Origin of the sequence: Pontixanthobacter sp. (assembly GCF_049682855.1) — a bacterium.
Lineage (GTDB): Bacteria > Pseudomonadota > Alphaproteobacteria > Sphingomonadales > Sphingomonadaceae > Pontixanthobacter.
Window position 1 is genome coordinate 220330 of the sequence record NZ_JBAUIK010000016.1, and the last position, 13063, is coordinate 233392.

Annotated in this window: 12 protein-coding genes; 9 read left to right on the top strand and 3 right to left on the bottom strand. The window is 57.3% G+C overall.

Annotation, left to right across the window (positions count from 1 at the left end; genetic code table 11):
- Positions 1-2 precede the first annotated feature (2 nt).
- The 3 genes from ppdK to WA922_RS11040 all read right to left on the bottom strand — a co-directional run bounded on the left by ppdK (position 3) and on the right by WA922_RS11040 (position 6143).
- A complete protein-coding gene (ppdK, locus tag WA922_RS11030; protein ID WP_424771790.1) occupies positions 3-2672 on the bottom strand; it encodes a pyruvate, phosphate dikinase in 2670 nt (889 codons plus the stop codon).
- Positions 2673-2823: 151 nt separating this feature from the next.
- On the bottom strand, positions 2824-5280 hold the full coding sequence (glyS, locus tag WA922_RS11035) for a glycine--tRNA ligase subunit beta (RefSeq protein ID WP_424771751.1): 2457 nt from the start codon (positions 5278-5280) through the stop codon (positions 2824-2826).
- On the bottom strand, positions 5277-6143 hold the full coding sequence (locus WA922_RS11040; protein WP_424771791.1) for a glycine--tRNA ligase subunit alpha: 867 nt from the start codon (positions 6141-6143) through the stop codon (positions 5277-5279). The genes glyS and WA922_RS11040 overlap by 4 nt, the downstream gene beginning before the upstream one ends.
- A 242-nt stretch (positions 6144-6385) precedes the next feature.
- Here WA922_RS11040 and WA922_RS11045 point away from each other — a divergent pair, with 242 nt between their 5' ends.
- The 9 genes from WA922_RS11045 (at position 6386) to ychF (ending at position 13053) form a co-directional block, all read left to right on the top strand.
- Positions 6386-6853, top strand: a complete 468-nt coding sequence (locus WA922_RS11045; protein ID WP_424771752.1) for a hypothetical protein — start codon at positions 6386-6388, stop codon at positions 6851-6853.
- Positions 6850-7047 (top strand): helix-turn-helix transcriptional regulator, encoded by a 198-nt coding sequence (locus WA922_RS11050; RefSeq protein ID WP_424771753.1) that lies wholly within the window; start codon positions 6850-6852, stop codon positions 7045-7047. Before WA922_RS11045 ends, WA922_RS11050 begins: the two co-directional genes overlap by 4 nt.
- Positions 7031-7459, top strand: coding sequence for a hypothetical protein (locus WA922_RS11055; protein WP_424771754.1), 429 nt, complete (start codon positions 7031-7033; stop codon positions 7457-7459). The genes WA922_RS11050 and WA922_RS11055 overlap by 17 nt, the downstream gene beginning before the upstream one ends.
- 57 nt (positions 7460-7516) lie before the next feature.
- Positions 7517-8449 (top strand): TraB/GumN family protein, encoded by a 933-nt coding sequence (locus WA922_RS11060; protein ID WP_424771755.1) that lies wholly within the window; start codon positions 7517-7519, stop codon positions 8447-8449.
- 2 nt (positions 8450-8451) lie between these two features.
- Positions 8452-9357, top strand: coding sequence for a TraB/GumN family protein (locus WA922_RS11065; RefSeq protein WP_424771756.1), 906 nt, complete (start codon positions 8452-8454; stop codon positions 9355-9357).
- Positions 9358-9476: 119 nt separating this feature from the next.
- A complete protein-coding gene (locus tag WA922_RS11070; protein ID WP_424771757.1) occupies positions 9477-10154 on the top strand; it encodes a 50S ribosomal protein L25/general stress protein Ctc in 678 nt (225 codons plus the stop codon).
- Between the two features lie 103 nt (positions 10155-10257).
- A complete protein-coding gene (pth, locus tag WA922_RS11075) occupies positions 10258-10830 on the top strand; it encodes an aminoacyl-tRNA hydrolase (RefSeq protein WP_424771758.1) in 573 nt (190 codons plus the stop codon).
- A gap of 51 nt (positions 10831-10881) precedes the next feature.
- The gene (locus WA922_RS11080) at positions 10882-11877 is read left to right on the top strand and encodes an SDR family oxidoreductase (protein WP_424771759.1); all 996 of its coding nucleotides are present in this window, start codon (positions 10882-10884) and stop codon (positions 11875-11877) included.
- 75 nt (positions 11878-11952) lie between these two features.
- Positions 11953-13053 (top strand): redox-regulated ATPase YchF, encoded by a 1101-nt coding sequence (gene ychF, locus WA922_RS11085; RefSeq protein WP_424771760.1) that lies wholly within the window; start codon positions 11953-11955, stop codon positions 13051-13053.
- Positions 13054-13063: the final 10 nt, after the last annotated feature.

Below are 13063 nucleotides of genomic sequence, written 5' to 3' on the forward strand. Positions count from 1 at the left end.
CTTTACCCTTCCTTCCTGATGGAGGCTTGCGCCGCCGCCAGCCGCGCGATCGGAACGCGGTATGGTGATGCGCTGACATAATTCAACCCCACATCATCGCAGAAACCGATACTGGCGGGATCACCGCCATGCTCGCCGCAAATGCCCAGCTTGATATCACTGCGTGTCGCGCGGCCGCGCTCCACGGCCATTTCAACCAATTGCCCCACGCCGCTTATATCGAGGCTGACAAACGGATCGCGCTCGAAAATGCCCTGATCGACATATGGCGCGAGGAACCGCGCAGAATCGTCCCGCGATACACCCAGAGTTGTCTGCGTTAAGTCATTGGTTCCAAATGAGAAGAAGCGCGCTTCACGGGCAATTTCACCGGCCATCAATGCGGCCCGTGGCAGTTCGATCATGGTGCCGACCAGATAGGCGATATCACGGCCCTGCTCGGCAAACACGTCCTGTGCAACACGCTCGATAAGTATTCGCAAGATTTCCAGTTCGCGCTTGGTCGCGACGAGCGGAACCATGATTTCGGGAACCGGCGCTTCGCCAGTTTCCTTGGCAATATCACACGCAGCTTCAAAAATGGCACGCGCCTGCATCTCGTATATTTCGGGATAGGTAATGCCAAGGCGGCACCCGCGATGGCCCAGCATCGGGTTGAATTCGTGCAGTTCACCCGCCCGGCGTTTCAAATGATCGACGTTCAATCCGGTCACATCGGCCAGATCTGCAAATTCCGCATCGCTATGCGGCAGAAACTCATGCAGCGGCGGATCGAGCAGCCGGATCGTGCAGGGCAGCCCCGCCATAACCTCGAAAATCTCGCGAAAATCCGTTCGCTGCTCGGGCAGCAGCTTGGCCAGCGCGTCGCGCCGCCCCGCTTCCGTGTCGGCCAGGATCATCTCGCGCACCGCGCTGATCCGGCTTGCATCAAAAAACATATGTTCGGTGCGGCAAAGCCCGATACCTTCTGCGCCAAACTGCCGCGCCATTTTGCAATCGGCGGGCGTTTCCGCATTGGTGCGCACGCGCATGCGGCGGTATCTGTCCGCCCATTCCATCAATACACCGAAATCTCCGGCCATTTCCGGTTCGATGGTCCGCACAGTGCCCGCCATCACTTGGCCGGTCGATCCGTCCAATGTCAGCGTATCGCCTTCGCTCAATGCGCGGTCGCCAATCCGCAGAGTGCGGCTCACCATATCGATCGAGACAGCCGATGCGCCCGACACGCATGGGCGCCCCATACCGCGCGCCACGACGGCGGCGTGTGACGTCATGCCGCCGCGCGCGGTCAAAATTCCCTGCGCTGCATGCATCCCGTGAATATCTTCCGGGCTGGTTTCCACACGGACCAGAATAACTTTCTCACCGCGATTGGCGGCTTGTTCCGCTGCATCAGCATCCAGTACGATGGCGCCCGATGCAGCGCCCGGTGACGCGGGCAAGCCGGTGGTCAGAATATCGCGGTGCGCGCGCGGATCAAGCGTGGGGTGCAGCAATTGATCGAGCGCCATCGGATCGACGCGCAGAATACCTTCCTTCTCGGTAATCAGCCCTTCGCCCGCCATATCGACAGCCATCTTCAGCGCGGCTTTGGCGGTGCGTTTGCCGCTGCGGGTTTGCAGCATCCACAATTTCCCGTCCTGAACGGTAAATTCGATATCCTGCATATCGCGGTAATGTTTTTCGAGCAGTTCGAACACGGCGGCCAGCTCGCCAAAAGCTGCGGGCATCGCCTCCTCCATGCTCAGCGGTTTAGCCCCGGCCCGCTCACGCGCGGCTTTGGTGAGATATTGCGGCGTGCGGATACCCGCGACCACATCCTCACCCTGCGCATTGACCAGCCATTCGCCGTAATAGGCTTTCTCGCCAGTGGCAGGATCGCGGGTAAACGCCACACCGGTCGCGCTGGTATCGCCCATATTGCCGAACACCATCGCCTGCACGTTGACGGCCGTGCCCCAACCCGCCGGTATGTCATTCAGGCGGCGATAGACTTTCGCGCGGTCCGCATCCCAGCTGTCAAACACGGCGGAGATCGCACCCCATAACTGCTCGGTGACGTCCTGCGGAAAGGGCCTGCCCAATTCCTGCTCAACGATGCTTTTATATTCTGCAACCAGCGCCTGCCAGTCTTCAGCTTCCATCTCTGTGTCATTATAGAACCCCTTGTCTTCCTTGGCGATTTCAAGAGCTTCCTCGAACAGTCCGTGATCAACCTCCAGCACGACGTCCGAATACATCTGAATGAACCGGCGGTAGCTGTCCCAGGCAAAACGTGCATCGCCCGATGTCGCGGCAAGGCCCTGTACCGTGGTGTCATTCAGACCCAGATTGAGGACCGTATCCATCATGCCGGGCATCGACACTCTGGCACCAGAACGAACCGACACCAGCAAGGGATCATCGTTATTTCCGAAGGACTTACCCACGGTGGCTTCGACATGTTGCAACGCCGTCTTGACGTCATTTCGAAGCGTTTGGGTGAAATCCGATCCACCCGCGAGATATTTTACGCATTCTTCGGTGGTGATGGTGAAGCCGGGCGGGACTGGCAAACCGATTTGCGCCATTTCGGCCAGATTTGCGCCCTTCCCGCCCGTGACGGTTTTATCCTTCTGGCGCGGATCGGAATGGTCCGCTGACCCGCCAAATGTGTAGACCGTTTTCATCGTCATCATTTTCCCTATTTGGCTTCGATCTGGTTGACACTTGCTTGACACAATTGACACTGTGTCAAGCAGATATATTCAAAATAGTTCTTTTAATTCAACACTTCTGCAAAAGCGCCCGGCAGAGGGAGGCCCCCGCCCCCGCGCGCAATCATCCTTCAATCTTGCTGAAATCCGCCACCTGATGAACCGCGCCGCGGAACCGCGCGAGCAGATCAAGCCGCGCCGTCCGCTTACTCTCGTCGCTGTCATTAACGGTGACATGGTCAAAAAACTCGTCAATCGGATTACGTAAAGTCGCGAGGGCCGCCATCGCCCCTTCGAAATCTTCGCTCTCGATAGCGGCGGCGGCTTTCGGCCCTGCTGCATCAAGCGCGTCGATCAACGCCTTTTCGGCGGGTTCGGGCGAGTAGGAAAGTTGAAAAGCCCTCTCCCTTGAGGGAGAGGGTTGGGTGTGGGTGTTCGGCGGTACTGAATCTTCCGATGCGGGAACCCCCATCCCCGACCCTTCCCCATCGGGGAAGGGAGTTTGGTGGTTCTCTTTCTTGAGAATGTTCGATGCGCGTTTGTAGCCAGCGAGCAGGTTGGTGCCGTTATCAGTGGCCATAAAGGATTGCAGCGCATGCACGCGGGCAAGGAGACGAACGAGATCGTCCTCGCCGCCTAGCGCGAATACTGCGTCGATGAGGTCGTGACGAACGCCCGCTTCGCGCTGTTGGACTTTGAGGCGGTCGGCGAAGAAGTCTGCCACCTCCACTGCAATCTCTTTTGCGTGCTCTAAGTTCTCAAAGTTAAGATTCGTGGCTCTTAGGGTAGTCAAAGCTCCTGTCGCCGTATCGCGTGGACGGGTGTCCCATTCACCATCGATGAGATTGAAGCGGTAAGTGAAGATGTCTGGACAACATTCTTCGTAATCGACGAAGATGTCGTTCAACTCCATCAAATGCTCGTGCTTTTGCCGAATTTGGTGCGCGGCAAATTTCGCAGCAGAGGACACGAACTTACATAGTTCAACGCGAATAGAGTTTGAGGCCAAAATAGATAGCACGCCGAGGGCGGCACGCCTCAGAGCAAACGGATCTTTCGATCCAGTAGGCTTCTCAGCAATTGCAAAAAAGGCCGTGATTGTCTCAAGCTTATCCGCCAAACTCACCGCCACCGTCACCGGAGCAGTCGGCACATCATCGCCTTGCCCGACCGGCTTGTAATGATCGCGGATCGCATCCGCCACGGCATCATCCAAACCCTCGTCGCGGGCGTAATAGCCGCCCATAAGGCCTTGAAGTTCGGGAAACTCCCCTACCATTTCGGTGACCAGATCGGCCTTGCACAGGCGCGCAGCCAATTCGGCCTGGTCGGCCAATAAAGCCCTCTCCCTTGAGGGAGAGGGTTGGGTGTGGGTGTTCGGCGATGCTGGAGTGCCCGACTTCGAAGCGGGAACCCCCATCCCTGACCCTTCCCCGCCGGGGAAGGGAGTTTCTGTGACAATCCCTTCCTCAACCAGCCAGCGGGCCAGCTTCGCCACCCGCTCCACCTTGTCGGCAACCGTGCCCAGTTTCTCATGGAAAGTAATCCGCTCAAGCCCCTTGGCGTGCTGCGCCAGCGTCTTCTTTCGGTCCACATCCCAGAAGAATTTCGCATCGGACAGCCGCGCAGCGAGGACTTTGCGGTTACCCTCCACCACCACAGCCGGATCATCCGCCTCTATGTTGGCGGTGCAGATGAAGGCGTTGGCGAGCTTGCCGTCCTTCTCGCACACGAAATATTTCTGGTTCACCCGCGCGGTAAGCTGGATTGTCTCTGGCGGCACTTCGAGGAAGTCATCCTCAAACCGGCCAAGCAAAGGCACGGGCCATTCGGTCAGGCCCGCATTCTCAACTACGAGACCTTCATCCTCAACCAGATCGAGGCCGCCATCCGATGCCGCCATCCTGGCCTCGTCGCGGATGATGGTCTGCCGCTCCTCATGATCAACAATCACATGGGCGTCGCGCAATTTAGCCGCATACTCACCCGCATTGTCGATCACGATTTCGCCTTTGTGATGGAACCGGTGGCCCTTGGTAATATTGCCTGCCGCTATGCCATGCACCTCGCAAGGCACGACAGCCCCATCGAGCAGCGCGGTAATGCCCGATAGCGGCCGCACCCAGCGCAGGCTTTCGGTGCTGATCGATGCCTCGCCCCAGCGTTGGGACTTGGGCCAGCTGAAATCCCGGATAATAGCGGGGATAGCCTCGGCCAAAACCTCAGCCACAGCCCTGCCTGGAGTGTTCATGACAGCGAAGTATGTCGGTCGCCCTTTGACATCGCGCACTTCGAGCTGATCGCGCGTGAGGCCCAGCTTGCGGCAGAAACCGTCGACTGCCTGATCGGGAGCGCCTTCTGGCGGACCCTTGGCTTCCTCGCTCACAGCCTTCGTTTCTTTGGGCACATCGCGCGCAATCAAGGCAAGCCGGCGGGGTGTGGACCAGATGGTAAGTTCGCCCAACGCGACGCCCGCAGCGTCCATCTCACGGCGGAACAGTTTCTCCAGCTCATCACGCGCACCGGCCTGCATGCGGGCAGGGATCTCTTCGCTGCGCAGTTCAAGGAGGAAGTCGCTCATTTCGACCACTCCGGATATTTCTCGGCCCACACGGGCGCTTCCTTCTCCATATGCGCTTCGCAGCTCCCGCGCGCGAGGTCGCGGACGCGGGCCATATAGCTGGCGCGTTCCTGCACGCTGATGACACCGCGCGCCTGCAGCAGGTTGAAGATGTGGCTGGCCTCTACCGCTTGCTCATAGGCAGCGATCGGTACATTATTATTTAGCGCATTATGGCACTCGGCCTCCGCCTTGCCAAACAGATCGAACAGAGCATCGGTGTTCGCCACTTCGAAGCTCCATTTCGACATCTGTCTCTCGTTTTCGAGAAACACTGCGCCATAAGAAACGCCCTGACCGTTGAAATCGAGATTGTATACATTGTCGACGCCCTGAATATACATCGCAAGACGTTCAAGCCCATATGTGAGCTCGCCCGCGACCGGCTTGCAATCAAAACCGCCCATCTGCTGGAAATAGGTGAACTGGGTCACTTCCATCCCGTCACACCAGACTTCCCAGCCAAGACCCCATGCGCCCAGCGTGGGGCTTTCCCAATCATCCTCGACAAAGCGGATATCGTGTCGCAGCGGATCAATCCCGATCACGGCGAGGCTCTTCAGATAGAGCTCCTGAATATCGGACGGGCTTGGTTTCAGGATCACCTGATACTGATAATAATGTTGCAGCCGGTTGGGATTTTCGCCGTAACGGCCATCGGTAGGGCGGCGGCAGGGCTGGACAAACGCTGCGTTCCACGGCTCCGGCCCCAGCGCGCGCAGGGTGGTCGCGGTGTGGAATGTGCCCGCCCCCATCCGCATGTCATAGGGTTGCAGGATCAGACAGCCATTGGCGCTCCAGAAATCATGGAGCGCAAGGATCATATCCTGAAAGCTGTTTTCAGGGTTACGTGCCGGTATAGAAGGTGCATTCGTCGCCATGCGCGCGGCTTTGGCGGATGGCCCCAAATGCGTCAATGCCGCAGCGGCGGGCCGAGCGGACATATCGGCATCATAGCCCCTACGGTGTCATATTGTGGCGACATTATGTAAGGGAGTGTTGACATGGTCAGCGAATCGTTACATATAGTCACGATAACCTGACAATTACCACGAGGTATGATCACATGTCCTATCATCCCCATGCCCTCACTACCGAAAGCAGAAGCGTTGCATTCGCATTAATCTGGGTGGGTATGATTGGTACGGCATTGACGCTCGGATTGTATATCTCAGATCCTGACCAGCAGTCACTTTCGGTTTTAACAGGATTGACAGCAAGCGGCCTCATTGCAGCAATATCGCACTATAGATCGGATGACTATTATCGGTCATTATGGCATGTGGGTATGCGGTGGAGCACGGGAGGTATTGCCGCCTACCTTTGTAGCGCGTTGCTGCTGCGGCTCTATGATATCGCCTACAGGGCTGGCTATAGCATCGTCGCGGAGGGTGAGATTGAACGATCGCCATCGAACATTCCAGCACTCGCAAACGACGCCACCTTCCTGGCCCTGGCTGCCGCAATGATGTTCTATGTCGGTTACGCTTATGCAAGTTTGCATGATCGGTTCTCACACGGGAATGGTTCGTGAGGAACCGCCTAAAAGTTCTCCGCGCAGAACGTGACTGGAGCCAGGCCGAATTGGCGGGGAACCTTGATGTATCGCGCCAGGCGGTAAATGCCATTGAGACGGGAAAGCACGACCCCTCGCTCCCGCTTGCTTTTCGTATTTCTCGTCTGTTCGATATGCCGATTGAGGAGATTTTCGATGATTCAAGAAAATAACGGTGCGCCGAGCGGTGAAACCAAGCTTAAAGCCCGCCGAGGAAAATTCTGGCGCTATCTCGCAATAGCGTTTCTGGCCAGTTTCGCGGCCGGTATTGCCACCGGTTACCTGACGGGAATGTTTGAAGATGGTGCGCTGCCAATGTGGGTTCTCTTCATTGTATGGGCCCTAGTTTTCATCGGCCTTGCCTGGTTCACTCGCGATTACTTCCGCCGGATCGATGAATTGGACCTGATGGATAATTTGTGGAGCCATCTGGTGGGGTATTACGCAGCGGTACTGATTTTTGGTCTATGGTATCTGCTGCATGATATCGGTGAGGTTGCCGAGCCTGCCGCTTTGCCGATCATCCTCGTAATGATCGTTGTCACATTCATTGCTTACGGTGCCCGTAAGCTTGGTTTTCGCTAAAATCGCATAATGAAAACCCATAATACCGTGTTCAATCCGTTTTTCAGGAGACTTGCTATGATAGGTTACAAAAATATTCTCACCACAACCGCTGCCAGTATTGCATTGCTGTTTTCAACCACAGCCTGCGCCCAGCAGCAGAAACCGACACCAGTCGCGACAACGCAGGCACCCGTTGCCGATGCGGAAATGCGCGGTCCGGCATTGTGGAAAGTCGCTGACGAGGACACGACCATCTACTTGTTTGGCACAGTTCATATTCTGCCAGAGGATATTGACTGGTACACAGGGCCGATATCGGAGGCGCTGACATCCTCTGACAAGCTGGTCACAGAGCTGTATATGACGCCAGAGGCAGAGGCAACTGCCGGGCAATTGTTCATGACCAGCGGTATGTTGCCTGCCGGAACCACCTTGCGCAGCTTGCTGACCGAGGAACAAAAGACATCTTACGAGGCAGCAATGGCCAAAGTCGGTCTACCGCCAGCCGCCTTTGACCAATTCGAACCGTGGTTTGCCGGTATCAACCTGTCGATGTTGCCGCTGATCCAGGCTGGGTATTCGCCGGAGAGCGGAGTTGAGAAAGTATTGGAGGAAAAAGCGGGCGATAAACCGCGCGGCGAATTGGAAAGCATCGCATTCCAGGTCGGCGTATTTGACGGCTTGCCGCAGGAATCGCAAATCGCGTTCATGATGGAAGCGGCCGACGGGATCGATGAAATCGTGCCAACGCTGGATGCAATGGTTGATGAATGGGTAGAAGGCGATGCTGCTGAATTGGGCACCTTGATGAATGCCAGCCTGACCGATCCTGCCCTGGCCGAAGCACTTTTATTCAGCCGCAATGCCACTTGGGCGGAATGGATTGATGACCGGATGGACGAGCCGGGTACTGTCTTTATCGCGGTGGGCGCCGGACATCTGGCTGGCGAAAAAAGTGTGCAGGACTTGCTCGAACTGCGCGATTTCACTGTCACGCGAGTTCAGTAGGCATGAATATGCGTCTCCTCGGCCCGCTGGCGGCACTGCTGCTGCTGCCGGGCTGCGGAGATGCTCCCGCTTCGGATCAGGTGCATAGTGATGGCAATGCCCTCCCCGCACCCGAACCGGCCTTGTGGGAAATCACTGGCGAAGACGGCAATCTGGAAGGATGGTTATTCGGGACGATCCACGCATTGCCCGACGGCGTGAATTGGCGGACCGAAAAACTGGACCAGGCCTTGCGCCGGTCAGAGGCGCTGGTAGTCGAAATTGCCGATCTGGATGATCAACAGGCAATCGCCCGCACATTCTACCAATTGGCGCTGACGCCGGATCAACCGGTGTTGCAGGACCGTGTTTCGCCCGACCGGCGCAGAAAACTCGCGGCGCTTATGGAGCAAGGCGGTTTTGACAAGGGCGAGTTTCAATCGACCGAGACATGGGCGGCAGCGATTACCTTTGCCCAACTGGCAAGCGTAGGCGATTCTGAAAATGGTGTGGACCGCGCATTGATCCGCGGGTTCGGTGGTGGTCCGGTGATAGAGCTGGAAGGAGCACGCAAGCAGCTGGGTATTTTTGACCGTCTTCCGGAAAAGGAACAGATTGATCTGCTCCACGCGGTTATCGATGAAGGCGCTGTTGCGCAACGCGATGATCCGCGAAAATTGATGGTGACATGGCTTACCGGCAATCTGGAACAGCTGGAGCTGGAAAACGGCGCCGGCATGCTGGCCGATCCCGAACTGCGTGAGGCGCTGTTGGTGAAGCGGAACACCCTATGGGTCCGCCGGTTGCGCGAATTGTTTGCCGGTACCGGCCCGCTGATGATCGCGGTCGGCGCGGCGCACATGACCGGGCCCGATGGATTGCCCGCTTTGCTTGGCGAGAGAGGCTATGGTGTCACGCGCATTCAATAGGCGCTTTTGCTTGCCAATTGCCCGTAACCGCACTATCGCGCCGCACTTCTGTCGCTATGGTCATCCCTGGAGGCGTGGCGCGGAAAATAACCAAATATGCAATTTGAAAGGCAATTATTATGAGCGACGCTCTTACCCTGCCGGCCGAAACGCGCGAACGGGCTGGCAAGGGAGCCTCCCGTGCATTGCGCCGCGATGGCCGTGTTCCCGCCGTAATTTATGGCGGAAAAGAAGAACCAGCACCGATCCACGTGGAAGCCAAGGAGCTGGTTCGCCAGCTGATGACCGGTCACTTCATGAACTCGATCGTCATGGTCGAGCTTGACGGACAAAAAGTCCGTACCATCCCGAAAGATGTTTCGTTTCATCCGGTGACGGACCGCCCGATCCATGCCGATTTCCTTCGTCTCGCGAAGGGGGCAAAGATCGAAGTCGCCATTCCGGTTGTCTTTATCAACGAAGACGCATCGCCTGGCCTTAAGAAAGGCGGCGTGCTGAACGTCGTCCGCCATGAACTCGACCTGGTTTGCGAAGTTGATAAAATCCCGTCGCAGATCGAAATTGATGTTACCGGCAAAGAAGTCGGCGATTCCATCCACATCAGCGAAATCACCCTTCCTGAAGGGTCCGTCAGTGCAATCACTGACCGCGATTACACAATTGCCGGTCTGGTCGCTCCATCGGCTCTCAAGAAAGCCGAAGGCGCTGAAGGTGATGATCAAACCGGTGAAGATATGGAAGCGGGCGAAACTGCCGCGACCGAGCAAGGCCCCGATGCTGACGCTGAGGAAGGCTGATTTAGCAACCGCTGGTTTTCCGCAATCAGCATATCACAAGCGCCGGCCCACGAAAGTGCGGCCGGCGTTTTGTCTTTTGGATAAGCCGCGTTAGAGGGCGATCATGCAATTATGGGTAGGTCTTGGAAATCCGGGTGCGGAATATGTCATGCACCGCCATAATGTCGGGTTTATGGCCTGTGATGTCATCGCTGAAATGCACGGATTCGCTGCGGTGCAGAAAAAATTTCAGGGCTGGACACAGGAAGGCCGGATTGGCGGCGAGAAAATCCTTCTTCTGAAACCGGCGACCTATATGAATGATAGCGGCCGCAGTGTTGCCGAGGCCGTGCGGTTCTACAAGCTGGCCCCCGATGCTCTCACTGTATTTCATGACGAGCTTGATCTGGCGCCGTGCAAGGTAAAAGTGAAGCAGGGCGGCGGGCATGCGGGCCATAACGGCTTGCGGTCAATCGACCAGCATATCGGCCCCGACTTCCGCCGTGTGCGTATCGGCATTGGCCATCCCGGTGACAAGGCGCGCGTGCGCGGATATGTGCTGGGCAATTATTCCAAAGCCGAACAAGCGGATCTGATAAATATGCTGGGGGCGATCGGATCTGAGGCAGAGTGGCTGGCGCAAGGTAACGATCCGCGTTTTATGAGCGCGCTCGCTTTGCGGCTGGCTCAGGATTAATCTGCCGGGCTCCGCGCCAGACCATATCATTGACTGAAAGAGGACACAGACATGCCTGATATCAACCGCCGCACATTATTGGGGGCAGCTGCCGCCACGACCGTACTGGCCGCGGGCGCATCGCGCGCACAAAGCGGCCCGGCGATCCCGCTTGGAACGGTGCAAGGCAAATCGATCCTGATCACCGGCTGTTCTTCAGGCTTTGGCCGGTTAATGGCGGAAGATTTTGCCCGCAAGGGCGCCACGGTTTTCGCGACTATGCGCAACCTCCCCCGTCAGGAAGCGAGCGAGTTGCTCGCGCTTGCCAAAACGGAGGCGCTTGACCTTCATGTCATCGAAATCGACGTAACCGATGATGAGGGTGTCACCGCCGGTGTGGCGGCAGCTGAAAAAATTGCTGGCGGCGCGCTGGATGTGGTTATCAACAATGCCGGTATCTCCACCGCAGGACCGATTGAAATTCAGGATATGGATGCAACCCGGCTGCTGTTCGATACCAATGTGTTTGGCCCGCAGCGCATCGCACGGGCCGCCCTGCCTGCGATGCGCGCTGCGAAATCTGGCCAGATATTCAATGTATCGTCCCAGCTTGGCCGCGTGATGCTGCCCGGCTTTGGCCAATATTCGCCGACCAAATTCGCGCTGGAAGCAATGAGCGAACAAATGGCCTATGAACTGGTCCCGCATGGCATTGAGGTGACCATCATCCAGCCCGGTGGTTATCCAACCGAAATTTGGGCGAACAGCAACGCGCTCACTCAAAACCTGCTCGACCGGGCCGAGGAACGGCACCTCGCGGGGTATCCAGCAATGGTCGAGCAGTTGCGCACACGGACCAATAATGGCGGCGCAACCGATCCGATGGATGTGCCCAACGCCATTGCACAGATCATCGGCATGCCGCCCGGCACACGCCCGCTGCGCCGCCCGGTTCACCCGGGGCCAAAGCCGCAAATCGCGGTCAATACCGCCAGCGCGCAGGCACAGGTAAGCTGGCTGGGTGACAGCCCGTATGGCCCGTGGATTAAGGCCGTTCACAACGTGTGATACATGTCAGCAAGGCTGGCAATTGGCCGCGCCCGTCGCTATGGGCGCGGCTAAAGCTACTTACCGGAGTTTTCGATGGGTTTCCGTTGCGGGATCGTCGGGCTGCCCAATGTCGGCAAGTCCACACTGTTTAATGCACTGACAGAGACACAGGCGGCGCAAGCGGCCAACTATCCGTTTTGCACGATCGAACCCAATGTCGGGCAGGTTTCCGTGCCCGATGCCCGGCTCGATAAAATCGCCGCGATTGCTGGGAGCGCGAAGATCATCCCGACCCAACTGGCATTTGTCGATATTGCGGGCCTGGTCAAAGGTGCCAGTCAGGGTGAAGGCCTCGGCAACCAGTTCCTCGGCAATATCCGAGAGGTCGATGCCGTGGTCCATGTACTGCGCTGCTTTGAAGACGACGATATCCAGCATGTCGCCAACAAAGTTGATCCGGTGGCCGATGCCGATGTCGTTGAAACAGAACTGATGCTGTCCGATCTGGAAAGCCTGGAAAAACGGGTTCCGGCGGCTGAGAAGAAAGCCAAAGCGGGCGATAAGGATGCAAAGGTTCTCGCTAGCGTCTTGGGTCAGGCATTGGATTTACTTCGCCAAGGCAAGCCCGCACGGCTGACCGAACCCAATGATGTAGAGGAGGAGCGGGTGTTCCAGCAGGCGCAGTTGCTGACCGCCAAGCCGGTGCTGTATGTCTGCAATGTGGCCGAGGAAGACGCCGCCAATGGCAACGCCCTGTCGGAAAAAGTCGCAGCCAAAGCGGCTGCAGAAGGTGCACAGTCGGTGGTCGTTTCTGCCGCTATCGAGTCCGAAATTGTTGGGATGGAGCCGGAAGATCGCGGCGAATATCTGGCCGAGCTCGGCCTGACGGAAAGCGGACTGGCCCGCGTCGTGCGTGCAGGTTACGAACTGCTGCAATTGCAGACTTACTTCACTGCCGGACCCAAGGAATCGCGCGCGTGGACTTTCCCCGCTGGGGCAAAGGCTCCGCAAGCGGCGGGCGAAATCCATACCGATTTTGAACGCGGTTTCATCAAAGCGGAAACGATCGCCTATGAGGATTTCGTCGCCTGTAACGGTGAAAGCGGCGCGCGCGATGCGGGTAAACTGAGGCAGGAAGGCAAGGATTATCTCGTCAAGGACGGCGATATCCTGAACTTCAAATTCAACGTGTGACCAGTTAAAT

Coding starts and splice junctions, on each gene's coding strand:
- ppdK (WP_424771790.1), bottom strand. CDS start 2,672: ATGAAAACGGTCTACACATTTGGCGGGTCAGCGGACCATTCCGATCCG.
- glyS (WP_424771751.1), bottom strand. CDS start 5,280: ATGAGCGACTTCCTCCTTGAACTGCGCAGCGAAGAGATCCCTGCCCGC.
- WA922_RS11040 (WP_424771791.1), bottom strand. CDS start 6,143: ATGATCCTTGCGCTCCATGATTTCTGGAGCGCCAATGGCTGTCTGATC.
- WA922_RS11045 (WP_424771752.1), top strand. CDS start 6,386: ATGTCCTATCATCCCCATGCCCTCACTACCGAAAGCAGAAGCGTTGCA.
- WA922_RS11055 (WP_424771754.1), top strand. CDS start 7,031: ATGATTCAAGAAAATAACGGTGCGCCGAGCGGTGAAACCAAGCTTAAA.
- WA922_RS11060 (WP_424771755.1), top strand. CDS start 7,517: ATGATAGGTTACAAAAATATTCTCACCACAACCGCTGCCAGTATTGCA.
- WA922_RS11065 (WP_424771756.1), top strand. CDS start 8,452: ATGAATATGCGTCTCCTCGGCCCGCTGGCGGCACTGCTGCTGCTGCCG.
- WA922_RS11070 (WP_424771757.1), top strand. CDS start 9,477: ATGAGCGACGCTCTTACCCTGCCGGCCGAAACGCGCGAACGGGCTGGC.
- pth (WP_424771758.1), top strand. CDS start 10,258: ATGCAATTATGGGTAGGTCTTGGAAATCCGGGTGCGGAATATGTCATG.
- WA922_RS11080 (WP_424771759.1), top strand. CDS start 10,882: ATGCCTGATATCAACCGCCGCACATTATTGGGGGCAGCTGCCGCCACG.
- ychF (WP_424771760.1), top strand. CDS start 11,953: ATGGGTTTCCGTTGCGGGATCGTCGGGCTGCCCAATGTCGGCAAGTCC.